Annotated in this window: 24 protein-coding genes; 13 read left to right on the forward strand and 11 right to left on the reverse strand. The window is 71.2% G+C overall.

Annotation, left to right across the window (positions count from 1 at the left end; all coding sequences use genetic code 11):
- Positions 1 to 65 precede the first annotated feature (65 nt).
- The 5 genes from QM782_RS07375 to QM782_RS07395 form a co-directional block, all read right to left on the reverse strand.
- Positions 66 to 761: a 5'-methylthioadenosine/adenosylhomocysteine nucleosidase gene (locus QM782_RS07375; RefSeq protein WP_415202265.1), complete on the reverse strand. Its 696-nt coding sequence runs from the start codon at positions 759 to 761 to the stop codon at positions 66 to 68.
- A gap of 52 nt (positions 762 to 813) precedes the next feature.
- Entirely contained in the window at positions 814 to 2,496 is a 1,683-nt protein-coding gene (locus QM782_RS07380) for a long-chain-fatty-acid--CoA ligase (RefSeq protein ID WP_415202266.1), read from the reverse strand.
- Between the two features lie 105 nt (positions 2,497 to 2,601).
- On the reverse strand, positions 2,602 to 4,020 hold the full coding sequence (locus tag QM782_RS07385; RefSeq protein WP_415202267.1) for an NAD(P)(+) transhydrogenase (Re/Si-specific) subunit beta: 1,419 nt from the start codon (positions 4,018 to 4,020) through the stop codon (positions 2,602 to 2,604).
- Positions 4,017 to 4,325 (reverse strand): NAD(P) transhydrogenase subunit alpha, encoded by a 309-nt coding sequence (locus QM782_RS07390; protein WP_415202268.1) that lies wholly within the window; start codon positions 4,323 to 4,325, stop codon positions 4,017 to 4,019. Before QM782_RS07390 ends, QM782_RS07385 begins: the two co-directional genes overlap by 4 nt.
- A 2-nt stretch (positions 4,326 to 4,327) precedes the next feature.
- The gene (locus QM782_RS07395) at positions 4,328 to 5,461 is read right to left on the reverse strand and encodes a Re/Si-specific NAD(P)(+) transhydrogenase subunit alpha (RefSeq protein ID WP_415202269.1); all 1,134 of its coding nucleotides are present in this window, start codon (positions 5,459 to 5,461) and stop codon (positions 4,328 to 4,330) included.
- A gap of 203 nt (positions 5,462 to 5,664) precedes the next feature.
- Here QM782_RS07395 and QM782_RS07400 point away from each other — a divergent pair, with 203 nt between their 5' ends.
- From QM782_RS07400 to mnmA, 3 genes are read left to right on the forward strand one after another with little or no spacing between them, the layout of a single operon-like run.
- Complete coding sequence (locus QM782_RS07400; protein ID WP_415202270.1) at positions 5,665 to 7,131, forward strand: diguanylate cyclase; 1,467 nt, start codon at positions 5,665 to 5,667, stop codon at positions 7,129 to 7,131.
- A gap of 14 nt (positions 7,132 to 7,145) precedes the next feature.
- On the forward strand, positions 7,146 to 7,625 hold the full coding sequence (locus tag QM782_RS07405; RefSeq protein WP_415205609.1) for an NUDIX hydrolase: 480 nt from the start codon (positions 7,146 to 7,148) through the stop codon (positions 7,623 to 7,625).
- A gap of 37 nt (positions 7,626 to 7,662) precedes the next feature.
- Positions 7,663 to 8,769, forward strand: a complete 1,107-nt coding sequence (mnmA, locus tag QM782_RS07410; protein WP_415202271.1) for a tRNA 2-thiouridine(34) synthase MnmA — start codon at positions 7,663 to 7,665, stop codon at positions 8,767 to 8,769.
- Between the two features lie 22 nt (positions 8,770 to 8,791).
- Here mnmA and ssb read toward each other — a convergent pair whose 3' ends face one another.
- Positions 8,792 to 9,298 carry a single-stranded DNA-binding protein gene (gene ssb, locus QM782_RS07415; RefSeq protein WP_415202272.1) on the reverse strand — a complete coding sequence of 169 codons (507 nt, stop codon included), beginning with the start codon at positions 9,296 to 9,298 and terminating at the stop codon, positions 8,792 to 8,794.
- Positions 9,299 to 9,444: 146 nt separating this feature from the next.
- On the opposite strand from ssb, the gene uvrA reads away from it, so the two are divergent.
- The gene (gene uvrA, locus QM782_RS07420) at positions 9,445 to 12,384 is read left to right on the forward strand and encodes an excinuclease ABC subunit UvrA (RefSeq protein ID WP_415205610.1); all 2,940 of its coding nucleotides are present in this window, start codon (positions 9,445 to 9,447) and stop codon (positions 12,382 to 12,384) included.
- On the opposite strand, the gene QM782_RS07425 is transcribed toward uvrA, so the two are convergent.
- From QM782_RS07425 to QM782_RS07435, 3 genes are read right to left on the reverse strand one after another with little or no spacing between them, the layout of a single operon-like run.
- The gene (locus QM782_RS07425) at positions 12,369 to 12,722 is read right to left on the reverse strand and encodes a YqjK family protein (RefSeq protein ID WP_415202273.1); all 354 of its coding nucleotides are present in this window, start codon (positions 12,720 to 12,722) and stop codon (positions 12,369 to 12,371) included. The genes uvrA and QM782_RS07425 overlap by 16 nt on opposite strands.
- Positions 12,697 to 13,116 carry a phage holin family protein gene (locus tag QM782_RS07430; protein WP_415202274.1) on the reverse strand — a complete coding sequence of 140 codons (420 nt, stop codon included), beginning with the start codon at positions 13,114 to 13,116 and terminating at the stop codon, positions 12,697 to 12,699. The genes QM782_RS07425 and QM782_RS07430 overlap by 26 nt, the downstream gene beginning before the upstream one ends.
- Before the next feature lie 33 nt (positions 13,117 to 13,149).
- A complete protein-coding gene (locus QM782_RS07435) occupies positions 13,150 to 13,464 on the reverse strand; it encodes a DUF883 family protein (RefSeq protein ID WP_415202275.1) in 315 nt (104 codons plus the stop codon).
- A 167-nt stretch (positions 13,465 to 13,631) separates the two neighbouring features.
- Between QM782_RS07435 and QM782_RS07440 the strand changes: the two genes are divergently transcribed.
- Both QM782_RS07440 and QM782_RS07445 read left to right on the forward strand, forming a co-directional pair.
- Entirely contained in the window at positions 13,632 to 14,573 is a 942-nt protein-coding gene (locus tag QM782_RS07440) for a LysR family transcriptional regulator (RefSeq protein WP_415202276.1), read from the forward strand.
- Positions 14,574 to 14,588: 15 nt separating this feature from the next.
- Entirely contained in the window at positions 14,589 to 15,041 is a 453-nt protein-coding gene (locus QM782_RS07445) for a DUF2214 family protein (protein WP_415202277.1), read from the forward strand.
- Between the two features lie 57 nt (positions 15,042 to 15,098).
- On the opposite strand, the gene QM782_RS07450 is transcribed toward QM782_RS07445, so the two are convergent.
- Positions 15,099 to 15,530, reverse strand: coding sequence for a PsiF family protein (locus QM782_RS07450; RefSeq protein ID WP_415202278.1), 432 nt, complete (start codon positions 15,528 to 15,530; stop codon positions 15,099 to 15,101).
- 132 nt (positions 15,531 to 15,662) lie between these two features.
- Between QM782_RS07450 and argS the strand changes: the two genes are divergently transcribed.
- From argS to QM782_RS07485, 7 genes are all read left to right on the forward strand, one after another.
- Positions 15,663 to 17,336 (forward strand): arginine--tRNA ligase, encoded by a 1,674-nt coding sequence (gene argS / locus QM782_RS07455; RefSeq protein WP_415202279.1) that lies wholly within the window; start codon positions 15,663 to 15,665, stop codon positions 17,334 to 17,336.
- A gap of 10 nt (positions 17,337 to 17,346) precedes the next feature.
- Positions 17,347 to 18,075, forward strand: coding sequence for an SPOR domain-containing protein (locus tag QM782_RS07460; protein ID WP_415202280.1), 729 nt, complete (start codon positions 17,347 to 17,349; stop codon positions 18,073 to 18,075).
- Between the two features lie 49 nt (positions 18,076 to 18,124).
- Positions 18,125 to 18,781 carry a thiol:disulfide interchange protein DsbA/DsbL gene (locus QM782_RS07465; RefSeq protein WP_415202281.1) on the forward strand — a complete coding sequence of 219 codons (657 nt, stop codon included), beginning with the start codon at positions 18,125 to 18,127 and terminating at the stop codon, positions 18,779 to 18,781.
- Positions 18,782 to 18,892: 111 nt separating this feature from the next.
- Positions 18,893 to 19,504, forward strand: coding sequence for a lipopolysaccharide transport periplasmic protein LptA (gene lptA / locus QM782_RS07470; protein ID WP_415202282.1), 612 nt, complete (start codon positions 18,893 to 18,895; stop codon positions 19,502 to 19,504).
- Between the two features lies 1 nt (position 19,505).
- Complete coding sequence (gene lptB, locus QM782_RS07475; protein ID WP_415202283.1) at positions 19,506 to 20,285, forward strand: LPS export ABC transporter ATP-binding protein; 780 nt, start codon at positions 19,506 to 19,508, stop codon at positions 20,283 to 20,285.
- 13 nt (positions 20,286 to 20,298) lie between these two features.
- Positions 20,299 to 21,879, forward strand: coding sequence for an RNA polymerase factor sigma-54 (locus tag QM782_RS07480; protein ID WP_415202284.1), 1,581 nt, complete (start codon positions 20,299 to 20,301; stop codon positions 21,877 to 21,879).
- A 2-nt stretch (positions 21,880 to 21,881) separates the two neighbouring features.
- Positions 21,882 to 23,093, forward strand: a complete 1,212-nt coding sequence (locus QM782_RS07485) for a THUMP domain-containing class I SAM-dependent RNA methyltransferase (RefSeq protein ID WP_415202285.1) — start codon at positions 21,882 to 21,884, stop codon at positions 23,091 to 23,093.
- 19 nt (positions 23,094 to 23,112) lie between these two features.
- On the opposite strand, the gene QM782_RS07490 is transcribed toward QM782_RS07485, so the two are convergent.
- Positions 23,113 to 23,532, reverse strand: coding sequence for a GlcG/HbpS family heme-binding protein (locus QM782_RS07490; protein ID WP_415202286.1), 420 nt, complete (start codon positions 23,530 to 23,532; stop codon positions 23,113 to 23,115).
- Between the last annotated feature and the right edge of the window lie 83 nt (positions 23,533 to 23,615).

The raw sequence follows: 23,615 nt of genomic DNA on the forward strand, positions 1-23,615 counted from the left end.
CAGCGGCGCGCCCGGTGGCGCCGGCAAACAGGCGAAAGGGAAGGAAGTCGGGGCCGAGGCGGCCGTCAGCCGCGCAGCCAGTGCGCCAGGATGGCGCGGGCGCAGGGGCTGGCGACGTCGCGCACGAAGGCCGCGAAATCGACGTGGGCCGTGTCGTCGGCCCGGTCGGAGATGCTGCGCACGGCCGCGAACGGCAGCCCGTAGTCGTGGCAGACCTGGGCCACGGCGGCGCTCTCCATGTCCACGGCCAGCGCGTCCGGCAGCGCGGCCTGCAGCGCCTGCGACTCGGCCGCGCTGCAGACGAAGCGGTCGCCCGAGACCAGCAGGCCCCGGTGCACGCGTGCCTGGCCCAGCGCCGCGTGCGCGGCCCGGGCCAGCGCGGCGGCCAGCGCCGCGTCCGCGGCGAAGCGGCTGCGGCCGTACAGCGGCACCTCGTGGCGCGGGAACAGCGGCGAGGCGTCCATGTCGTGCTGCAGCAGCGCGGAGGAAACCACCACGTCGCCCACGCGCACCGCCGGCGCCAGCCCGCCGGCCACGCCGGTGAACACCATGCGGCGCGGCGCGAAGCGCTCGGCCAGCAGCGCGGCCGTGGTGGCCGCGGCGACCTTGCCGACGCGCGAGAGCGTCACCACCACCGGCTCGCCCCACAGCCGGCCGGTGTGGACCTCGCGCCCGGCCAGCCGCACGGTGGCGGGCGCCTCCAGCAGGTCGAGCAGGCCCTGCTGCTCTTCGGCGAGGGCGCTGAGGATGGCGGTGGGCATGGCGGCGCGGCGATCGGCTCGGCTGCGGGACCGCGCCTGGCGGCGGTGCGGCCTAGTGCGCGACGGGGCTGCGCAGTTCGCGCCGCAGGATCTTGCCGACCGGCGTCTTCGGCAACTCCTGGCGGAACTCGACCACGCGCGGCTGCTTGTAGCCGGTCAGGTTGGCGCGGCAGTAGGCGCGCACGGCCTCCTTGGTCAGGCCGGGGTCCCTGCGCACCAGCACCAGCTTGACGGCCTCGCCGGTCTTGTCGTCCGGCACGCCGACGCAGGCCACCTCCCGCACGCCGTCGAGCTGGGCCAGCACGTCCTCGATCTCGTTCGGGTAGACGTTGAAGCCGCTGACCAGGATCATGTCCTTCTTGCGGTCGACGATGCGGAAGAAGCCGCGCTCGTCCATGGTGCCGATGTCGCCGCTGCGGAAGTAGCCGTCGGGCGTCATCACGCCGGCGGTCTCGTCGGGCCGCTGCCAGTAGCCGGCCATCACCTGCGGGCCCTTGATGGCGATCTCGCCGGACTGGCCGGGCGGCACGTCCTGGCCCGCGTCGTCCACCAGCTTGAACCAGGTGCTGGGCAGCGGCACGCCGATGGTGCCGGTGAACTCGGTGCTGGTCGTCGGGTTGCAGCTCGCCGAGGGCGAGGTCTCCGACAGGCCGTAGCCCTCGCAGATCGGGCAGCCGGTCTTCTCCAGCCACAGCCGGGCCACGGCGCTCTGCACCGCCATGCCGCCGCCGAGGGAGACCTTCAGGTGGCTCCAGTCCACGCTGCCGAAGTCGGGGTGGTTGGCCAGGCCGTTGAACAGCGTGTTGACGGCCGGCAGGCTGTGGATCTGGTGCCTGGACAGCTCCTTCAGCACGGCCGGCAGGTCGCGCGGGTTCGGGATCAGCACCAGCTTGCCGCCGGTGCGCATGCTCAGCATCATGCCGACCGTGAACGCGAAGATGTGGTACAGCGGCAGCGCGCAGGCGGTGGTCGGCTGCTCGCCCTGCGGCACGCGCGCCATGACCGGCTGGTTCCAGGCCTCGGACTGCAGCACGTTGGCGATCACGTTGCGGTGCAGCAGCATCGCGCCCTTGCTGACGCCGGTGGTGCCGCCGGTGTACTGCAGCAGGGCCAGGTCGTCCGGCCCGATCTGCGGCTTGGTGAAGCGCGCCGAGGCGCCCCTGGCGACGGCATCGTTGAAGCGCACCGCGCCCGGCAGCGAGAACGGCGGCACCAGCTTCTTGACCTTGCGCACCACGTAGTTGACCAGCGCGCCCTTCAGCAGGCCCAGCTGGTCGCCCATGGCGCACAGCACCACGTGCCGGACCGGCGTGGCCTGGAGGCACTTCTGCAGCGTGGCCGCGAAGTTCTCGATGATGACGATGGCCTTGGCGCCGGCGTCGACGAGCTGGTGCTGGAGCTCGCGCGGCGTGTACAGCGGGTTCACGTTGACCAGCACGAGGCCCGCGCGCAGGATCGCGGCCACGACCACCGGGTACTGCGGCACGTTGGGCATCATCACGGCCACGCGGTCGCCGCGCGCCAGGCCCAGGCCCTGCAGGTAGGCGGCCAGGCGCGCGCTGAGCCGGTCCACCTCGCCGTAGCGCACCTCGCGGCCCATGAAGCTGTAGGCCGTGCGGTCGGCGAAGCGGGCGAAGCTCTCCTCCATCAGCGCGACCAGCGAAGGGTAGACCGACGGGTCGATATCGGTGGGCACGCCCGGCGGATAGCTCTGCAGCCAGATGCGCTCGGTCATGGGATCTCCTTCGACGTTCTCACGATGGCGCGCATTGTGGCGACCCCGGGCACCGCGGCGCGGCGCGGCCCCGCGGCCCGCGGGGGCAAGCCGCGCGCCGCGCCGCTACTCTACGGCCTTGACCATGTCCTCGACGACCTTCTTGGCGTCGCCGAAGACCATCATGGTCTTGTCCATGTAGAACAGCTCGTTGTCCAGGCCGGCGTAGCCGGCGGCCATGGAGCGCTTGTTGACGATGACCGTCTTGGCCTTGTAGGCCTCCAGGATCGGCATGCCGTAGATCGGGCTGCCCTTGGTGTGCGCGGCTGGGTTCACCACGTCGTTGGCGCCCAGGATGATGGCCACGTCGGCCTGGCCGAACTCGCCGTTGATGTCCTCCATCTCGAACACCTGGTCGTAGGGCACCTCGGCCTCGGCCAGCAGCACGTTCATGTGGCCGGGCATGCGGCCGGCCACCGGGTGGATCGCGTACTTCACGGTCACGCCCTTGTCGGTCAGCTTCTGCGCCAGCTCCTTGACGGCGTGCTGCGCGCGCGCCACGGCCAGGCCGTAGCCGGGCACGATGACCACCGTCTCGGCGTTGCCCAGCACGAAGGCCGCGTCGTCGGCGCTGCCGCTCTTGACGCTGCGCTGCTCGGTGCTGCCGGTGGCCGTGGCCGCATCGCCGCCGAAGCCGCCCAGGATCACGTTGAAGAACGAGCGGTTCATCGCCTTACACATGATGTACGAGAGGATCGCGCCCGAGCTGCCGACCAGGCTGCCGGCGATGATCAGCATGCTGTTGTTCAGGCTGAAGCCGATGCCCGCCGCGGCCCAGCCGGAGTAGCTGTTCAGCATGGACACCACCACCGGCATGTCGGCCCCGCCGATCGGGATGATCAGCAGCACCCCGAGCGCCAGGCCCAGCAGGATCACCAGCACGATGTCCATCCAGCTCTGGCTGTGCCAGAAGCCGACGATGAAGAACAGCGACGCCAGGCCCAGCACCGCGTTCAGCGCATGCTGGCCCTTGAACTGGACCGGCTTGCCCTGGAACAGGCGGAACTTGTACTTGCCGCTGAGCTTGCCGAAGGCGATGACCGAGCCGGTGAAGGTGATCGCGCCGATGAAGGCGCCCAGCGCCAGCTCCACGCGGTTGCCGCCCGGGATCGGCCCGCCGTGCGCGGCGATCTGGAAGGCCCAGGGCTCGGCCACGGCCGCGACCGCGATGAACACCGCCGCCAGGCCGATCATGCTGTGCATGAAGGCGACCAGCTCGGGCATCTTGGTCATCTCCACGCGCTGGGCCATGATGGTGCCGGCCGTGCCGCCGATCAGCAGGCCCAGCAGCACCCAGCCCAGGCCGAGCGCCGAGCTGGCCAGCTGGACGATCAGCGCGGCCGTGGTCACCACGGCGATGGCCATGCCGACCATGCCGAAGACGTTGCCGCGGATCGAGGTGGTGGGATGGGACAGGCCCTTCAGGGCCTGGATGAAGCAGACGCTGGCAACCAGGTACAGCAGCGTGACGAGGTTCATGCTCACTTGGAACCTCCCTTGCGTTCCTTCTTCTTGAACATCTCCAGCATGCGCCGGGTGACCAGGAAGCCGCCGAACACGTTGACCGCGGCCAGCGCCACGGCCAGCACGCCCATGGTCTTGCCGAGCGCGCCCTCGGTCAGCGCCGCGGCCAGCATGGCGCCGACGATGACGATGGCCGAGACCGCGTTGGTCACGGCCATCAGCGGCGTGTGCAGCGCCGGCGTGACGGTCCACACCACGTGGTAGCCCACGTAGATGGCCAGCACGAAGATGATCAGGTTGGTGATGGTCGGAGACACGAGTTCCATGGTCAGGCCCTCTTCACTTCGTTGTTCTGGGTCATCAGGCAGGCCACCACGATGTCGTCGTCCATCGGCACCTGCACGGCGCTGGCGTCCTTGGGCAGCACGAGCTTGAGGAAGTCCAGCACGTTGCGCGCGTACAGCGCGGAGGAGTCCGCCGCCACCAGGGCCGGCAGGTTGGTCTCGCCGATCAGGGTCACGCCGTGCCGCACGACGGTCTTGTCGGCCTCGCTGAGCGGGCAGTTGCCACCCACGCCACCGGGGCCCTTGCCGGCCGCGATGTCGACGATGACCGAGCCGGGCTTCATGGCCTGCACCATCTCCTCGGTGATCAGCGTCGGCGCGGCGCGGCCGGGGATCAGCGCGGTGGAGATGACCACGTCGGCCTGCGCCACGCGCTTGGCGACCTCGGCCTTCTGGCGGTCCAGCCAGCTCTGCGGCATGGGCCGGGCGTAGCCGCCCACGCCTTCGGCGGCTTCCTTCTCCTCGGCGGTCTCGTAGGGCACGTCGATGAACTTGGCACCCAGCGACTCGACCTGCTCCTTCACGGACGGACGCACGTCGGAGGCCTCGATCACCGCGCCCAGGCGCTTGGCCGTGGCGATGGCCTGCAGGCCGGCCACGCCCACGCCCAGGATCACGACGCGCGCGGCCTTGATGGTGCCGGCGGCCGTCATCAGCATCGGGAACAGGCGCTGGTAGGCGTTGGCGGCCATCATCACGGCCTTGTAGCCGGCGATGTTGGCCTGGCTGGACAGCACGTCCATGCTCTGCGCGCGCGTGGTGCGCGGCGCGGCCTCCAGCGCGAAGCTGGTCAGGCCCGCGGCGGCCAGGCGCTGCAGGTTCTCCTGGTCGAAGGGGTTCAGCATGCCGACCACGGTGGCACCGCTCTTCATCATCGGCAGTTCTGCGGCCGAAGGGCTGCGCACCTTCAGCACCAGGTCGCAGCCGAAGGCGGCGGCGGCATCGCAGATCTCGGCACCGGCAGCCTGGTAGGCCGCATCGGTGGCCGCGGCGGCCACGCCCGCCCCACTCTGCACGCGCACTGCGTGGCCTTGTGCCACGAGCTTCTTCGTCGTTTCGGGGGTCACAGCCACCCGCGTTTCGCCTGCCGATGTTTCGGCGGGCACACCGATCTGCATACGTGCTCCTTCCCTGTGGGTTGTCTCCAGGCGTCGGAGCTTACCCGAGTTCCCCGCGCGCCCAGAGCAGCATGCGCGCCGCGCCACGCCATGTGAGCCGCACCGTTCATCCGCCCGCGGGACACGGCCGGCGGGCCGTTTCCCGCCACGCCCTGCGCGGCGGGAAACGACGGATAACATCGCGCGCCCTTCACTGCACGCCCATGGACACCCAGGATCCCGCCGCGCGTTCTTCCGCGAAGTTCGCTCGCACGAGCTATGGGCCACGGGTGATCGGCCTGACCATGGGCTTCGTGGCGCTGGCCAGCGTGCTGGCCGAGAACGGCGCGCCGTGGTGGTTCTGGGTGGGGCCGGCGCTGCATGCCTTCGTCTGGCCGCACCTGGCCTGGCAGTACGCGCGCCGCCATGCCACGCCCGTGGCCTGCGAGCTGCGCAACCTGCAGATCGACCATTTCGCCGGAGGCCTGTGGCTGCCGGCCATCGACTTCAACCTGCTGCCGAGCGCACTGACGGTGTCCATGATGAGCATGGACAGCATGATCGGCGGCGGCGCGCGCCAACTGGGCCGCGGCCTGCTGGCGCAGGCGGCCGGGGTGCTGGCGGGCCTGCTGGTGTTCGGCCTGCGCTGGCAGCCCGCACCGTCGCTGCAGACGGTGGTCGCCTGCCTGCCGCTGCTGCTGCTGCACCCGTTCAGCGTGGGACTGGTCACGCACCGATCGCTGCGCAGGCTGCGGCGCCAGCGCGCCGAGCTGGCCTACCAGAACCAGCGCGACGGCCTGTCGGACCTGTTCAACCGGCACCACTGGGAGCAGAAGGTCAAGACGGAGTTCGCCCGCTTCGCACGCAGCGGGCAGACGGCCTCGCTGGTGCTGATCGACCTGGACCATTTCAAGCGCATCAACGACGTCTACGGCCACGACATCGGCGACCAGGTCATCCGCCGCTTCGCGAAGCTGCTGCGCTCGTGCCTGCGCGAGGCCGACGTGCCGGGCCGCTACGGCGGCGAGGAGTTCGGCCTGCTGCTGCCGCAGACCTCGCCGCAAGAGGCCTCGGCGGTCATGGACCGCCTGCGCCGCCAGCTGCACGAGCAGGCGCTGGTCGACGGCGTGGAGGTCACGGCCAGCTTCGGCGTGGCCGGCCTCAGCCGCGACCTGGAAAACCACGAAGCCTGGATGCGCCTGGCCGACCAGATGCTCTACCGTGCCAAGCACCGTGGCCGCGACCAGATCAGCATGGCCGGCGACAGCCGGCCTTCGTCGCTGGAGCCGCCGGCCGCGCCGCATGCGCCGAAGCCGCCGCACTGGCGGCACCAGCGCGGCCCGAAGAGTCTTTCGCGCGTGCTGTCCATGCTGGGCAACGGCAAGTCGGCCATCGCGCTGTTCGATCCGGCCGACCAGATGGTGCTGGCCAACGCGCTGTTCCTGCAGATCCACGACGTGCAGGCCGACGCCCGCTTCTTCTCCGACATCGTGCGCCACTGCTACGCGCAGCGCATCGGCCCGTACATCGACACCGACGACATCGAGGCCTGGCTGTCCATGGCCGACACCAAGCGGCGCAGCCGGGCCTATCGCAGCTTCGTGGTCGACCTGTGCGACCGCAGCCTGCTGCGCGTCAACGAAACCTCGTTCGAGAACGGCTGGCTGCTCTACGTGGCCACGCCGACCTGACGGCCATGGATCCGATGGCGCCGCGCTGGAAGCCCAACGTCACCGTCGCCGCGGTGATTGCACAGGCGGGCCGCTACCTGCTGGTGGAGGAACAGACACCCGACGGCCTGCGGCTGAACACGCCGGCCGGCCACCTGGACCCCGGCGAATCGCCGGCGCAGGCCTGCGTGCGCGAGGCGCTGGAGGAGACGGCGCGCCTCTTCCGGCCCGAGGCGCTGGTGGGCGTGTACCTGTCGCGCCTGCGCCGCCCCGGCACGGGCGAGGACGTGACCTACCTGCGCTTCGCCTTCTGCGGCGACGCCGGCGAGCCGCTGCCGGGCCGGGCGCTGGACACCGGCATCGTGCGTACGCTGTGGCTCACGCCCGCCGAGGTGCGCGCCAGCGCGGCGCGCCACCGCAGCCCGCTGGTGCTGCGCTGCCTGGAAGACCATCTGGCGGGCCGCCGCTTCCCGCTGGACCTGGTGTTCACCGACCCGTCCGTGGCCATGCCCTGACGCGGCGGCGCCCATGCCGGATTCCTACAATTCCGGCATGGGCAAGCAGCGTGTCGTGGTGGGTTTGAGCGGCGGGGTCGATTCCTCTGTCAGTGCCTGGCTGCTCAAGCAGCAGGGCTGCGAGGTCGTCGGCATCTTCATGAAGAACTGGGAAGACGACGACGATGGCGAATACTGCTCGTCCAACGCCGATTTCGTCGATGCGGCCGCGGTGGCCGACGTGATCGGCATCGAGATCGAGCACGTGAACTTCGCGGCCGAGTACAAGGACCGCGTGTTCGCCGAGTTCCTGCGCGAGATCCAGGCCGGCCGAACGCCGAACCCGGATGTGCTGTGCAACGCCGAGATCAAGTTCAAGGCCTTCCTGGACCACGCGATGCGGCTGGGCGCCGAGAAGATCGCGACCGGCCACTATGCGCGCGTGCGCGAACGCGGCGGGCGCTTCGAGCTGCTGAAGGGGCTGGACCCGTCCAAGGACCAGAGCTACTTCCTGCACCGGCTGACGCAGGCCCAGCTCGCGAAGACGCTGTTCCCGGTCGGCGAACTGCACAAGACCGAGGTGCGCCGCATCGCGGCCGAGATCGGGCTGCCGAACGCGAAGAAGAAGGACTCCACCGGCATCTGCTTCATCGGCGAGCGGCCGTTCCGGGAGTTCCTGAACCGCTACATCGCCCGGGAGCCCGGCCCGATCAAGGACGAACGCGGCCGCGTGCTGGGCCGGCACCAGGGCCTGTCGTTCTACACGCTGGGCCAGCGCCAGGGGCTGGGCATCGGCGGCGTCAAGGAAAAAGGCGCGCCGCGCGGCGGCGGCGAGCACGCGCCCTGGTTCGTCGCGCGCAAGGACATGGCGGCCAACACGCTGTGGGTGGTGCAGGGGCATGACCATCCCTGGCTGCAGTCGCTCGCCCTGGCGGCCGGCGATGCCAGCTGGACCGCCGGCGCGCCGCCCGCGCCGGGCGCCTACGCCAGCAAGACGCGCTACCGCCAGGCCGATGCGCCGTGCCGGCTGGCACCGGGCGAGGACGGCGCGTTCACGCTGTCCTTCGACGCGCCGCAGTGGGCGGTGACGCCGGGGCAATCGGCCGTGCTGTACGACGGCGAGGTGTGCCTGGGCGGCGGCGTGATTTCAGGCGCCTCGGCCTGAAGCGGGCCGAGGCGCGGGAGCGTCAGAACGGAATGTCGTCGTCCATGTCGTCGAACCCGCTCGACGCCTTGGGCGCCGGAGCCGGGGCGGCGCGCGGCGCAGGCGCCGGACGGCTGGGCGGCGCGGCGCGGCGCGGCGCCTCGTAGCCGCCGCCGTCGTCGCCATCGCCCGCGGGCGCACCACCGCCGCCGCCCTGGCGGCCGCCCAGCATCTGCATGCGGTCGGCGCGGATTTCCGTCGTGTAGCGGTCCTGGCCGCTCTGGTCCTGCCACTTGCGCGTGCGCAGGCTGCCTTCCACGTAGACCTGCGAGCCCTTGCGCAGGTACTGCTCGACGATCTCGGCCAGCCGGTCGTTGAACACCACGTTGTGCCACTCGGTCAGTTCGCGCTGCTCGCCGGACTGCTTGTCGCGCCATTGCTCGGTGGTCGCGATGCGCACATTGGCCACGCGTCCGCCGCTGGGAAAGGTGCGCACTTCCGGATCGCGGCCCAAATTGCCGACGAGGATGACTTTGTTGACGGATGCCATGGGATGCTCTCTGCCGATCTGCCGATCTGCCGAAGGGGAAAAGGGCATCGATTGTGCCGCATGGTCCCGCGCCGTCGCCAGTGCGCGTACGGCACGGGACGGGGACGGCCGCTTATCATGGCGGGTTTTCCCGCAGTCGCATCGGCATCGTGAACGACCCCCACCAGGACGGCCCCTACCTCGCGGCAGCGCTGCTGCAGCAGCGCATCAGCATCCGCGGTGCGCGCACGCACAACCTGAAGAACGTCGACCTGGACATCCCGCGCAACCGGCTGGTCGTGATCACGGGACTGTCGGGCTCGGGCAAGTCCTCGCTGGCATTCGACACGCTGTACGCGGAAGGGCAGCGGCGCTACGTGGAAAGCCTGTCCACCTACGCGCGGCAGTTCCTGCAGCTGATGGACAAGCCCGACGTGGACCTGATCGAGGGCCTGTCGCCGGCGATCTCGATCGAGCAGAAGGCCACCAGCCACAACCCGCGCTCCACCGTCGGCACGGTGACCGAGATCCACGACTACCTGCGCCTGCTGTTCGCGCGCGCCGGCACGCCCTACTGCCCGGACCACGACCTGCCGCTGTCGGCCCAGACCGTGGCGCAGATGGTGGACCACGTGCTGGCGCTGCCGGGCGGCACGCGGCTGATGGTGCTGGCGCCGATCGCGCGCGAGCGCAAGGGCGAATTCGGCGAGGTGTTCGCCGACCTGCAGGGCCAGGGCTACGTGCGCTTTCGCGTCGACGGGCAGGCCTACGAGTTCGACCGCCTGCCCAAGCTGAAGAAAACCGAGAAGCACGACATCGACGTGGTGGTCGACCGCGTGAAGGTGCGCCACGAGGAAGACGGCGCCGGCCTGCGCCAGCGCCTGGCCGAGAGCTTCGAGGCCGCGCTGCGGCTGGCCGGCGGCCGCGCGATCGCGCTGGAGATCGACGCGGCGCGCGAGCACCTGTTCAATGCGAAGTTCTCCTGCCCGGTCTGCAGCTATTCGATCAGCGAGCTGGAGCCGCGGCTGTTCTCGTTCAACTCGCCGGTCGGCGCCTGCCCGGGCTGCGACGGCCTGGGCGCGCAGGAGTTCTTCGATCCGGCGCGCGTGGTCGGCTTCCCGTCGCTGAGCCTGGCCAGCGGCGCCATCAAGGGCTGGGACCGGCGCAACGGCCACTACTTCGCGCTGCTGGAAAGCCTGGCCCGGCACTACCGCTTCGACGTGGAAGCCCCGTTCGAGGAGCTGCCGCCCGCGGTGCAGCAGGTGGTGCTGCACGGCTCGGGCGAGGAGGAGATCCGGTTCAGCTACGCGCTCGAACCGGGCGCCGCGCAGGGCAAGAAGCTCAGCAAGAAGCACCCGTTCGAAGGCGTGATCCCGAACATGCAGCGGCGCTACCGCGAGACCGATTCGGCCGTGGTGCGCGAGGACCTGGCCCGCTACCGTAGCCTGCAGCCCTGCCCGCAATGCCATGGCACGCGGCTGCGGCGCGAGGCGCGCCACGTGAAGATCGGCGAGGGCGCGCAGGCGCGCGCGATCTACGAGATCAGCCGCAGCACGCTGCGCGAAAGCCAGGCCTACTTCGAGGCGCTGCAGTTCCAGGGCGCCAAGGCCGAGATCGCGGCCAAGGTAGTGCGCGAGATCGGCCTGCGGCTGAAGTTCCTGAACGACGTGGGACTGAACTACCTGAGCCTGGACCGCAGCGCCGAGACGCTGTCGGGCGGCGAGTCGCAGCGCATCCGGCTGGCCTCGCAGATCGGCTCGGGCCTGACCGGCGTGATGTACGTGCTGGACGAGCCCAGCATCGGCCTGCACCAGCGCGACAACGACCGGCTGATCGGCACGCTCAAGCACCTGCGCGACCTGGGCAACAGCGTGCTGGTGGTCGAGCACGACGAGGACATGATGGCGGCGGCCGACCACATCGTCGACCTGGGGCCGGGCGCCGGCGTGCACGGCGGGCAGGTGATCGCCCAGGGCGACCTGGCGGCGGTCAAGGCCAATGCCGCCTCGCTGACGGGGCGCTACCTGTCGGGCGCCCTGAAGATCGCGGTGCCGGCGCGGCGCACGCCCTGGCTGCCGGCCACCGGCAAGGACGCCGGGCCCGGCGCGCTGCAGGCCATCGCCATCCGCGGCGCGCGCGGCCACAACCTGCAGGGCGTGGACGTGGACATCCCGGTCGGCCTGCTGACCTGCGTGACCGGCGTCTCGGGCTCGGGCAAGAGCACGCTGGTCAACGACACGCTGTATGCGGCGGCGGCGCGGCAGATCCACCGCGCCCACGAGGAACCGGCGCCGCATGACGAGATCCGGGGCCTGGAGCAGTTCGACAAGGTCATCGACGTCGACCAGTCGCCGATCGGCCGCACGCCGCGCAGCAACCCGGCCACCTACACCGGCCTGTTCACGCCGATCCGCGAGCTGATGGCCGAGGTGCCGATGGCGCGCGAGCGCGGCTACGGGCCGGGCCGCTTCTCGTTCAACGTGGCCGGCGGGCGCTGCGAGGCCTGCCAGGGCGATGGCATGGTCAAGGTGGAGATGCACTTCCTGCCCGACGTCTACGTGCCCTGCGACGTGTGCCACGGCCAGCGCTACAACCGCGAGACGCTGGAGGTGCAGTACAAGGGCCGGAACATCGCCCAGATCCTGGACCTGACGGTGGAGGCGGCGTACGACTTCCTGCGGGCCGTGCCCACGATCGAGCGCAAGCTCAGGACGCTGCTGGACGTGGGGCTGTCCTACATCCAGCTCGGGCAGGCCGCGACCACGCTGTCCGGCGGCGAGGCGCAGCGCGTGAAACTGGCGCTGGAGCTGTCCAAGCGCGACACCGGCCGCACGCTGTACATCCTGGACGAGCCGACCACCGGGCTGCACTTCGCCGACATCGACCTGCTGCTGCAGGTGCTGCACCAGCTGCGCGACGCCGGCAACACGATCGTCGTGATCGAGCACAACCTGGACGTGATCAAGACGGCCGACTGGCTGATCGACATGGGGCCCGAAGGCGGCGCCGGTGGCGGCACGGTGGTGGCCACCGGCACGCCGGAGCAGATCGCGGCACACCCCGCCAGCCACACGGGGCGGTACCTGCGGCGCTACCTGGGCGGGTAGGCGCCGCCCGCCGCCTTGTCGAGCTGGCGCTGCACGGTCCGCGCCAGCTGGCGCACGGTGCGCCAGCTGCGCCACAGCAGCAGGCTGCGGCGCACCCAGCGACCCAGCTTGCGCGGGCGGCGCAGCAGCAGCACCGCCCCCGCGGAGGCCATGGCCACGGGATGCCGCAGCACGAACTGGCGCACGCGCTGCGCCGTCTGCGCGACGCGGTCGCCGAACTGCAGCAGGTGGGCCACGGGCACGAACTGCGAGGCCAGCGTCGCGCGCTGGGCGGCGATGCGCTCGGTCAGGCGGCCGCGCTCGCGCTCCAGCTCAGCGAGGCTCTTGGGGCGCGGCATGGTGCGTGGCAGCCTTGAGCTGGCTCAGGTCTTCCTGCAGTTCGGCCAGGCTGGCCGCGAACGGATGCTCCTGCCGGGAGCGGGCCTTGCGCAGCGACTGCGCCAGGCCCGCGGCCACCAGCAGGAACAGCGCGATCAGCCCGCCCAGCACGGCCACGCGCTGTTCCCACCACACCGTGACCACCAGCACCACGCCGAGCACCAGGGCCATGCAGATGCAGAACACCGCCAGCACCGCACGCACCAGTTGCTGGAGCGCACGGTGCTTCTCGATCTGCAGTTCGTTGCCGAGCAGCTCCAGCCGCGTCCGGCCCATGCCGAGCGCGGTCGTCAGCACACGGCGCAAGGCCCCGACCGGCCCCGCTGCCGCGCCGGGGCGCGGTGCGCTAGCCATGCCGCCCCTTCCTTGCCGTGGCGGCGGACCCGGTCAACGCCGGCCGAGGGCCAGGCCCAGCAGCACGCCCACGGCGGTGGCGACGCCGATGGCCGTCCAGGGCGACTCGTGCACGTACTCGTCCGTGACGCGGGCCGCGGCACGGGTCTTGGCCAGCAGGGCCTCCTCGGCGTCGACCAGGCGCAGCTTGGCGTCCGCCAGGCGGGCCTGGATGCGTGCACGCAGCTTGGTCGCCTTCTCGCCGGCCTGGTCGGCCGTGGCGCTCAGCATTTCCTCGGCATCGGAGATCACGGATTTGATATCGCTGACCAGTTGCTCTTGCGATTCGATGCTGGATGCGTCGGACATGAAATCTCCCTTCGTGGAACGTTGATAAATGGAATGTATGCAGGTTAGCAGATCGCGCCGCACGCCACCGCCTTTCAAGCGTGCGCCGAGGGTTTTTTTGAGGATGCCCGGCCCGACCCGGCGCGCGGCGCACGGGCCGCGGACCGCCTCCCCATAATCCCGGCACTATGGACAGGCTCAAGCAGTTGGAGTCCTTCGTCGCCGTGGCCGCGCGCGGCAGTCTGACGGCGGCGGCACGCGCCGAGGGCGTGGCGCCGGCCGTGATGGGGCGGCGGCTGGACGCGCTGGAGGAGCGGCTGGGCGTGCGCCTGCTGGTGCGCACCACGCGCCGCATCACGCTGACGCACGAGGGCAGCGCCTTCCTGGAGGACTGCCAGCGCCTGCTGGTGGAACTGGCCAACGCCGAAGCCAGCGTCAGCGCCGGCGGCGTGAAGGCCAGCGGCCGACTGCGCGTGACGGCGCCGGCAGGCTTCGGCCGGCGCCACGTGGCGCCGCTGGTGCCCCGCTTCCAGGCGCTGCACAGCGGGCTCACCGTGTCGCTGAACCTGTCCGACCGGGTGGTGGACCTGGCAGCCGAAGGCTTCGACTGCGCGGTGCGCGTGGGCGACCTGCCGGATTCCTCGCTGGTCAGCGTGCGGCTGGCCGACAACCGCCGCATGTGCGTGGCCACGCCGGCGTTCCTCAAGCGCCACGGCACGCCGCAGCGCCCGGCCGACCTGGCGCGCTTCGACTGCCTGGTGCTGTCCTCCGACGCCTCGCAGACGCGCGGCTGGGCGTTCGCGATGCCGGGCGAGGGCGGGGCGGCGCCCGAGGTGATCCATCTGAAGCCCGGCGGCCCGCTGGACTGCTCGGACGGCCAGGTGCTGCACGACTGGTGCCTGGCCGGCCACGGCATCGCCTGGCGCAGCGCCTGGGAGGTGGAGGCCGAGATCGCGGCCGGGCTGCTGGTGCCGGTACTGGAGGCCTTCGCCGCGCCGCCCAACGGCATCTACGCCGTGTTTCCGCAACGCAAGCACCTGCCGCTGCGGGTGCGGCTGTGGCTGGACTTCCTGAAGGCGCAGTACGCGCGGCCGGAATTCTGGGGACAGCGGCGGCTGGCCGCCGCCTGAACGCACAATCGCCCCATGCTGCTCGAAACGGTCCTCGCCTACCTGCACTGGGTCGCCATCTTCACGATGGTGACCTTCCTCGCCAGCGAGGCCGCGCTGTGCCGTGTCGAATGGATGAACGCACGCGTGGTCGAGCGGCTGGTGCGGGTGGACATGCTGTACGGCATCGCCTCCGTAGCCGTGCTGCTGAGCGGGCTGGCGCGCACCGCCTGGGGCATGAAGGGCGCGGGCTGGTACTGGAGCCATCCGCTGCTGCATGCCAAGGTCACGCTGTTCGTGGTGATCGGCCTGATGTCCATCCGGCCCACGCTGACCTACCTGCGCTGGCGCAGGGCCCTGCGCGCCAGCGGCGCGCTGCCGGCCGACGGTGAAGTGCGTCGCACGCGCCGGACCGTCATGGTCCAGGCCCACCTGATCCCGCTGGTGGCGCTGGCGGCGGTGTTCCTGGCGCGCGGCTTCGGCGGGTAGCCGACAAAAGGAAACGGCCCGTACGGGCCGCCGTGCCGGAGGTGGGAAATACGGCCATCAGGCCTTGTTGCACTCCGACAGGTACTTGTTGCGCTCCTCGCCCTTCAGGCCCTTGGCCGCCGCCTCCTTGCTGCAGGCGCCGAGCTTGCTGGCGGGCTTGGCGGCGGCAGCGGTCTGGCCCTTGTTGCAGTCGGACAGGTACTGCCGGCGCTCGTCGCCCTTCAGGCCCTTGGCGGCGGCTTCCTTGCTGCAGGCACCCAGGCGGGAGCCGCTCTTCTGGCCGTCGTCGGCCTTGGCAGCCGGCGCGGTCAGGCCCTTGTTGCAGTCCGACAGGTACTGCCTGCGCTCGTCGCCCTTCAGGCCCTTGGACGCGGCCTCCTTGCTGCAGGCGCCGAGCCGGGAGCCGGGCTTGGCGTCCTCGGCGGCATGGGCGCTGCCCAGACACAGGGCCAGCGCGGCGGACAGGATCAGGGTGGTGGATTTCAGCATGGTAGGTTCCCGCGAGTTGGAAAAGGAATGGGACTGCCCGGTGCAGGCCCACGGACTCTAACGCCGCCCGCCCGTCCCGAGCCGACGATGCGGCGTGGCAAAGCACACGGAGCCGCCACCTAAAATCCGCGGATGTTTTCCGTCAAACAAGAATTGCTGGTGGCACTGGGCACTGCGCTGGAGCAGGTCGCCGCCGGCACCAACGTGCGCGCCGCCTTCGAGACGCCCAAGGTCGCCGCCCACGGCGACCTGGCCTGCACGGCCGCGATGCAGCTGGCCAAGCCGCTGAAGCTCAACCCGCGCCAGGTCGGCGAGCAGCTGCGCACGGCGCTGCTGGCCCAGCCGGCGGTGGCGCGGTGGGTCGCTTCCATCGACATCGCCGGCCCGGGTTTCCTGAACCTCAAGCTGCAGCCGGCCGCCAAGCAGCAGGCGATACGGGAGGTGCTGCAGCGCGGCGCGGCCTTCGGCACGCTGCCGGACAACGGGCGCCGCGTGCTGGTCGAGTTCGTCTCGGCCAACCCCACCGGCCCGCTGCACGTGGGCCACGGCCGCCAGGCCGCGCTGGGCGATGCGATCTGCAACCTGTACCAGTCGCAGGGCTGGAACGTCTGGCGCGAGTTCTACTACAACGACGCGGGCGTGCAGATCGCCACGCTGGCGCAGTCCACGCAGCTGCGTGCCAAGGGCCTGAAGCCCGGCGACGCCGGCTGGCCCGAGGCCGCCTACAACGGCGAGTACATCGCCGACATCGCCGCCGACTTCCTGGCGAAGAAGACCGTCACGGCCGACGACCGCGAGGTGACGGCCAGCGGCGACGTGGAGGACCTGGACTCGATCCGCCGCTTCGCCGTGGCCTACCTGCGCCGCGAGCAGGACCTGGACCTCCAGGCCTTCGCGGTGCGCTTCGACGAGTTCTACCTGGAATCGAGCCTGTACACCTCCGGCCGCGTGGAAGCCGCCGTCGAACGCATGCGCGCCTCGGGCAAGACCTACGAGCAGGATGGCGCGCTGTGGCTGCGGTCCACCGACTACGGCGACGACAAGGACCGCGTGATGCGCAAGTCCGACGGCACGTACACCTATTTCGTGCCCGACGTGGCCTACCACATCACCAAGTGGGAACGCGGCTTCGGCAAAGTCGTCAACATCCAGGGCACGGACCACCACGGCACCATCGCGCGCGTGCGCGCCGGGCTGCAGGCGGCGGACGTCGGCATCCCGCCGGGCTACCCCGACTACGTGCTGCACACCATGGTGCGGGTGATGCGCGGCGGCCAGGAGGTCAAGATCTCCAAGCGCGCCGGCAGCTACGTGACGCTGCGCGACCTGATCGAATGGACCAGCAAGGACGCGGTGCGCTTCTTCCTGCTCTCGCGCAAGCCCGACACCGAGTACGTGTTCGACGTGGACCTGGCGATCGCCCGCAGCAACGACAACCCGGTGTACTACGTGCAGTACGCGCATGCGCGCATCTGCTCGGTGCTGGCGGCCTGGGGTGGCGACGCGGCCACGCTGGCCGAGGCCGACCTGGCGGCGCTGCAGGGCCCGCAGGCCGAGGCGCTGATGCTGCTGCTGGCGCGCTACCCGGACGTGCTGGCCGGCGCAGCGGCCGAGTTCGCGCCGCACGACGTGACGTTCTACCTGCGCGAGCTGGCCGCCAGCTACCACAGCTACTACGATGCCGAGCGCATCCTGGTCGACGATCCGGCCGTGCGCACCGCGCGCGTGGCGCTGGTGGCCGCCACGGCCCAGGTGCTGCGCAACGGCCTGGCCCTGCTGGGCGTCAGCGCGCCCGAGAAGATGTGAAGCCGAAGCCATGACACAAGCGCAACAACGCAAGCGGGCGCCGGCCGCCCGGTCCGGCGCGGGCAGTCCGCGCGGCACCGCCTGGGGCGGCACCGTGATCGGCTTCATCGGCGGCGTGGTCGTGGGCCTGGTGGCGGCGCTGGCGCTGGCCATCTACGTGACCAAGGTGCCGGTGCCGTTCATGACCGGCAAGGCGCCGTCGTCCCGCACGGCCGACGACGATGCCGAGAGCCGGCGCAACCAGAACTGGGATCCGAACGCCCCGCTGCAAAGCCGCGGTTCCGCGCGGCCGGCACCCGCAGCGCCCACGGCGCCCGTCGCACCTGCCGCCCCCGTGGCCCCCGTCGCGCCGCCGGCCGTCGCGCTGCCGAGCCCGGCGCCCGCCCCGGCCGCACGCCCGGCGCCGGCGCCATCGGCCGATCCGCTCGGCGACCTGGCGCGCGCCCGCTCCCGCGCCGCCGGCCCCACGCCCACCGTGGCGCCGGCCACGGCCGCGCCCGATCCGTTCGACTATTTCGTGCAGGCCGGCGCCTTCCGCAGCCCGGACGACGCCGAGGCGCAGCGCGCCCGCCTCGCCATGCAGGGCCTGGAAGCCCGCGTGACCGAGCGCGAACAGGCCGGCCGCACCGTCTACCGCGTGCGCATGGGTCCGTACCGCTCGCGCGACGAGGCCGAGCGCACCAAGTCCCGGCTGGAAGGCGCGGGCTCCGAAGCCGCGCTGGTGCGCGTGCAGCGCTGAAACTTTTTGCATCCGTCGCCGCTCAGAACCGCCCCAAGGAGTGAAACCAATGAAACGTCGTGAGTTCTCGAAAGCCGGCTTGGCCGCGTCCGCCGCCCTCGGCCTGGTGCAGGCCCCGGCCGTGCTGGCGCAGGGCCGGCCCAAGGCCGGCACCGACTACCTGGTGCTCGAAAAGCCCGCGCCCACCGAAGCGCCCGCGGGCAAGATCGAGGTGGTCGAGTTCTTCTGGTATGCCTGCCCGCACTGCAACCTGTTCGAGCCGCAGCTGGAGGCCTGGGTCAAGCGGCTGCCGCCCGACGTGGCCTTCCGCCGTGCGCCGGTGGCCTTCCGCAGCGATTTCGTGCCGCTGCAGAAGCTTTATTACGCGCTGGAGGCGCTGGGCCAGCTCGACACCCTGCACGCCAAGGCCTTCCACGCGATCCACGTCGAGCGGCAGCGCCTGAACACGGACGACGCGGTGATCGCCTGGGCCGTCAAGCAGGGCCTGGACCAGGCCAAGTTCGTGGAGACCTACAACTCGTTCAACGTGAGCACCAAGGTGCGCAAGGCGACCCAGCTGCAGGACGCCTACAAGCTCGCCGGCGTGCCGGCCCTGGGCGTCCAGGGGCGCTACTACATCGACGGCGAGACGGCCAAGTCCATGGACCGCGCGCTGCAGATCACCGACGTGCTGCTGGCCGACCTGCGCGGCAAACCGCGAACATAAGGCGTGGACCTGCGACTTATTGCACTGCACAATGGGCCCGCTGACGCGGGCCCTGTCGTTTCTGCCACCATGCGTGACCGCTACAATGGCTGAGCAAGAATCGTGCCTTTGATGACCATCCTCCACCGCCCCCTCATCGCCGCCGCCGTCCTCGCGCTGGCCGCCGGCCTGGCCCAGGCCGAACGGGCCGACCGCGACAAGCCCATGAACGTCGAGGCCGACGCCATGCGCTACGACGACCTGAAGCAGGTCAACGTGTTCACCGGCCGCGTGGTCGTGACCAAGGGCACGATCCTGGCGCGCGGCGAGCGCGTGGAAGTCTGGAAGGACGCGCAAGGCTACCAGTTCGGCACGATTACGGCCGCGCCCGGCCAGCGCGCGTTCTACCGGCAAAAGCGCGAAGGGCTGGACGAGTTCATCGAAGGCGAGGGCGAGGTCATCCACTACGACGGCCGGGCCGACAAGGTCACCTTCACGCGCCGCGCCATCATGCGCCGGCTGGCCAAGGACAAGCTGCAGGACGAGGTGACCGGCGACGTGATCGTCTACAACAACGTGACCGAGGTGTTCACGGTCGATGCCGCCCGGCCCGGTGCCAAGGACCCCTCCGGCCGCGTGCGCGCCATGCTGTCGCCGCAGCCCTCGGCCAGCAGCCCGCAGCCGCCGGCCCAGCCGCCCGCCACGCTCAGGCCCAGCACCCGGCTGGGCACGGAGAAGCAGTAGCGTGGCGCCGGCGCAGGACAGCACGATCGCCATCCCCGGCCGCAGCCGGCTGGAGGCCCGCCGGCTGCAGAAGTCCTACGGCAGCCGCAAGGTGGTGCAGGACGTGTCGCTGACCGTGCACGAGGGCGAGGTCGTCGGCCTGCTCGGCCCCAACGGCGCCGGCAAGACCACCTCGTTCTACATGATCGTGGGCCTGGTACGGGCCGACGGCGGGCAGATCAGCATCGACGGCCGGTCGGTCGAGCAGATGCCGATCCACCGGCGCTCGCAGCTTGGCCTGTCCTACCTGCCGCAGGAGGCCTCGATCTTCCGCAAGCTGTCGGTCGAGGACAACGTGCGCGCCGTGCTGGAGCTGCAGCGCGACGCGGCCGGCAAGCCGTTCGGCCGCGCCGAGATCGAGCAGCGCCTGACCGCGCTGCTGCAGGACCTGCGGGTGGACCACCTGCGCGAGGCCTCGGCGCTGGCGCTGTCCGGCGGCGAGCGGCGGCGCGTGGAGATCGCCCGCGCGCTGGCCACGCAGCCGCGCTTCATCCTGCTGGACGAGCCCTTCGCCGGCATCGACCCGATCGCCGTGATCGAGATCCAGCGCATCGTCAGCTTCCTGAAGGGCCGCGGCATCGGCGTGCTGATCACCGACCACAACGTGCGCGAGACGCTGGGCATCTGCGACCACGCCTACATCATCAGCGAGGGCCGGGTGCTGGCCAAGGGCACGCCGGCCGAGATCGTCGACAACGCGGAAGTGCGCCGGGTCTACCTCGGCGAGCACTTCAGGATGTAGCCGGGGCCGCGCCATGAAGCAAAGCCTGTCCCTGCGCGTCTCGCAGCACCTGGCGCTCACGCCGCAGCTGCAGCAATCCATCCGGCTGCTGCAGCTGTCCACGCTGGAGCTGTCCCAGGAGGTCGAGCAGATGCTCGACGAGAACCCGTTCCTCGAACAGGCCATGGACGACCATGCGGGCGAGGATTTCGGCCTGGCGCAGTCCGACGCACCGGTGCGCGACGACGACCGCGAGGCCGAGGTGGCGGCCCAGAGCGGGCTGGATTACGCCAGCGAGGGCCTGGCCGACACCCGTGGCGAGGCCGAATCGCCGCTGACCGGCCAGGCCGACGAGCACGATTGGGACGGCGACGGCACGCACGACCTGGCGCCGGACGACAGCGAATGGGGCGGCGACGCGCCGGCCCGCGGCAACGGCCAGGGCGAGGAGGGCGAGGCCGACGCCACCGAGCTGGCGCGCAGCCAGGAGTCGCTGCAGGACTTCCTGCACCGCCAGGCGCTGGCGCTGCGGCTGTCCGCGGAGGACACGGCGGCGCTGCGCTTCCTGATCGAGTCGCTGAACGAGGACGGCTACCTCGAAGACAGCCTGGAGGAGCTGGCCGCCGGCTTCGCCCCCGAGGACCCGGAGGCGCGCGAGGAGCTGCTGCACCGCTTCACCGTCGCGCTGCGCCTGCTGCAGAACCTGGAGCCGGCCGGCGTCGGCGCGCGCGACCTGGGCGAATGCCTGGCGCTGCAGATCCGGGTGCTGCCGGAGGACGAGGTCGACCCCGCGCTGCGCGGCACCGCGCTGCGCGTGTGCCGCCAGAGCATGGAGCTGCTGGCACGGCGCGACCTCAAGCGCCTGGCCCACCTGTGCGACGACAGCGAGGCCGGCGTCAAGGCCGCGCTGGCGCTGATCACGCGGCTGGAGCCCAAGCCGGGCCGCAAGTTCGTCGACGTCGAGCGCAACGTCATCGTGCCGGACGTGATCGTCACCAAGGTCGGGCGCGGCGCCCAGGCGCGCTTCAAGGTCCAACTCAACCCCGACGTGATGCCGCGCCTGCGCGTGCACGACATCTACGCCAACGCGCTCAAGCAGCACCGCGGCGGCGGCCGGGACGCCTCCGACACCGCCGCGCTGCAGCAGCGGCTGCAGGAGGCGCGCTGGTTCATCAAGAACATCCAGCAGCGCTTCGACACCATCCTGCGCGTGTCCAACGCCATCGTCGAGCGCCAGAAGAACTTCTTCACGCACGGCGCGCTGGCCATGCGCCCGCTGGTGCTGCGCGAGATCGCCGACGAGCTGGGCCTGCACGAGTCCACCATCAGCCGCGTGACCACGGCCAAGTACATGGCCACGCCGTTCGGCACCTTCGAGCTGAAGTACTTCTTCGGCTCCTCGCTGGGCACCGAGACCGGCGGCAATGCCTCCAGCACGGCGGTGCGGGCGCTGATCAAGCAGTTCGTCTCGGCCGAGGACCCGAAGAAGCCGCTGTCGGACAGCCAGCTCTCGGAGATGCTGAAGGAACAGGGCATCGAGTGCGCGCGCCGCACCGTGGCCAAGTACCGCGAGGCGCTGCGCATCGCGCCGACCAACCTGCGCAAGGCGCTCTAGCCGTGCAGCACCTGCGCCTGTTCCTGCCCTGCGCCGCCGGCGTCGAGGCCCTGCTGGCCGACGAGGCCGCACGCATCGCCGGCTGCCCGGTGCAGGCGCGCCGCGCCGGCGTGCGGCTGTCGGCGCCGTGGCGCGACGCCATGCGGCTGAACCTGTACAGCCGGCTGGCCCAGCGCGTGCTGATCGAGCTGGCGCACGGCGGCTACCGCCACGAGCAGGACCTGTACGAGGTCGCCGCCGGCGTCGCCTGGGAAGCCTGGTTCACCCCGCGCCAGAGCTTCAGGATCGAGCTGACCGCGCAGCGCAGCCCCCTGAAAAGCCTGAACTTCGCCGCGCTGCGCATCAAGGACGCGATCGCCGACCGCTTCCGCGACCGCGCCGGCAGCCGGCCCGACGTGGACACGCGCGCCCCGCAGGTGCGCATCCACGCCCACCTGACGACCGACCGGCTGACGCTGTACATCGACAGCTCCGGCGAGCCGCTGTTCAAGCGCGGCTGGCGCGCGGACACCGGCGACGCGCCGCTGAAGGAGACGCTGGCCGCCGCCATGCTGGCGGCCAGCGGCTGGGATGCCCGCACCCCGCTGTACGACCCCTGCTGCGGCAGCGGCACGATCGCCATCGAGGCCGCGCAGATCGCCTGCGGCGTGGCGCCCGGGCTGCGGCGGCGCTTCGGCTTCGAGCGACTGGCGCCGTTCCAGCCGCACGTGTGGCAGGCACTGCGCGAGGAGGCCGAGGCCGCGCGCCACGCCCCCACGGCGCCGGTGTTCGGCAGCGACGTGGCGCACCGCATGGTCGATTTCGCGCAGCGCAACGCCGAGCGCGCCGGCGTGGCCGAGGCCGTGCAACTGCGCGGCGGCGACGCGCTGCAACGCCTGCCGCCGTGCGAGGAGCCCGGCGTGCTGCTGCTGAACCCGCCCTACGGCGAGCGCATCGGCGTCGCCGGCGTCGCCGGCGAGCGCGCCCGCCCGGGCCGCGAGGCCGCGCTGGCCGAGGGCGGTGGCGACTTCTTCGCGCGGCTGGCGGCGCACTGGAAGCACCACTACGCCGGCTGGACCGCCTGGGTGCTGACGCCGGACACCAAGCTGGCCAGCCGCATGCGGCTGAAGGAATCGCGCCGCATCCCGATGTGGAACGGCCCGATCGAGTGCCGGCTGTTCCGCTTCGACATGGTGCAGGGCTCGGCGCGCAGGCCGGCGGCGCCCGCGGCCTGAGCCCCTTCGCTCCCGGCTGCTATCCCGCGGCGCGCACCAGCGCGGCCAGCGCCGCTTCGGCCACCTCGGCGTCCTGCGCGCCGGTGCCCGAGCCGATGCCGATGCCGCCGACCACCTGGCCGTGCAGCACGATCGGCAGCCCGCCCTGCAGGTTGGTGACGCGGCCGTCCGTGGCCAGCGCCAGCCGGGCGTCCAGGCCCTCGGCGAGCTGCCCCGTCGGCACGCGGCCGGAGGCGGCGGTCATGGCCTTGCGGATGGCCGACTCGCGCGAGAGCAGCTTGGCGCCATCCATGCGCAGGTAGGCCAGCAGGTTGCAGCCCTCGTCCACGACGGCGATGCACTGCGGCTGGCCCATGGCGCGCGCCTTGGCCGCGGCGGCCTCGACCAGCAGCGTGGCGCCTTCGTCGGTCAGGCGGATCCGGGAAGCGGTCAGGGGCATGGCGGGAATTCCTCGCAGTGGTAGTTCAAGAAAGGGGCGGCCCAGACTCTCAGGAAAACGCCGGCGCGGCCCGAGTTTTCTCG

Source organism: Pseudorhodoferax sp. (assembly GCF_047601025.1).
GTDB lineage: Bacteria > Pseudomonadota > Gammaproteobacteria > Burkholderiales > Burkholderiaceae_C > Pseudorhodoferax.